The 671-nt window shown below is 52.2% G+C and carries 5 tRNA genes; all 5 read left to right on the top strand.

Annotated features, from left to right (window positions below):
• Window positions 1-74 precede the first annotated feature (74 nt).
• The 5 genes from AC1DMU_RS29565 to AC1DMU_RS29545 all read left to right on the top strand — a co-directional run bounded on the left by AC1DMU_RS29565 (window position 75) and on the right by AC1DMU_RS29545 (window position 600).
• A tRNA-Pro gene (locus AC1DMU_RS29565) sits at window positions 75-148 on the top strand.
• 15 nt (window positions 149-163) lie between these two features.
• Window positions 164-236 (top strand) — tRNA-Ala (locus AC1DMU_RS29560).
• A 20-nt stretch (window positions 237-256) separates the two neighbouring features.
• Window positions 257-349 (top strand) — tRNA-Ser (locus AC1DMU_RS29555).
• Window positions 350-407: 58 nt separating this feature from the next.
• Window positions 408-500 (top strand) — tRNA-Ser (locus AC1DMU_RS29550).
• A 23-nt stretch (window positions 501-523) separates the two neighbouring features.
• Window positions 524-600 (top strand) — tRNA-Met (locus AC1DMU_RS29545).
• Window positions 601-671: the final 71 nt, after the last annotated feature.

The raw sequence follows: 671 nt of genomic DNA, 5'->3' as shown, positions 1-671 counted from the left end.
CTCAATTGGATAGAGCGTTTGACTACGGATCAAGAGGTTAGGGGTTCGACTCCTCTCGGGCGCGCTTTTATTAACGGGAAGTGGCTCAGCTTGGTAGAGCACCTGGTTTGGGACCAGGGGGTCGCAGGTTCAAATCCTGTCTTCCCGATATTCCCAAAAACATGGGGCCTTAGCTCAGCTGGGAGAGCGCCTGCCTTGCACGCAGGAGGTCAGCGGTTCGATCCCGCTAGGCTCCACTTTATTTATTATATGTCTCGGAGGTATACCCAAGTTCGGCTGAAGGGATCGGTCTTGAAAACCGACAGGCGGTGAGAATCGCGCGGGGGTTCGAATCCCTCTACCTCCTCCATTTTCTTTTTAAATGGTTTAGATACATATAATAATAAAATTTTTATTTTTTCCTTCATGGAGGTATACCCAAGTTCGGCTGAAGGGATCGGTCTTGAAAACCGACAGGCGGCGAGAGTCGCGCGGGGGTTCGAATCCCTCTACCTCCTCCATTTTTTAAAAAACATTATATTGTCGCGGGGTGGAGCAGCACGGTAGCTCGTCGGGCTCATAACCCGAAGGTCGCAGGTTCAAATCCTGTCCCCGCAACCAAATGGTCCCGTGGTGTAGTGGTTAACATGCCTGCCTGTCACGCAGGAGATCGCCGGTTCGACCCCGGTCGG

The organism is Bacillus sp. 01N45 (assembly GCF_056399205.1).
Note: the sequence above shows the minus strand (reverse complement) of the source record. Positions and strands in the feature narration are given on the sequence as shown.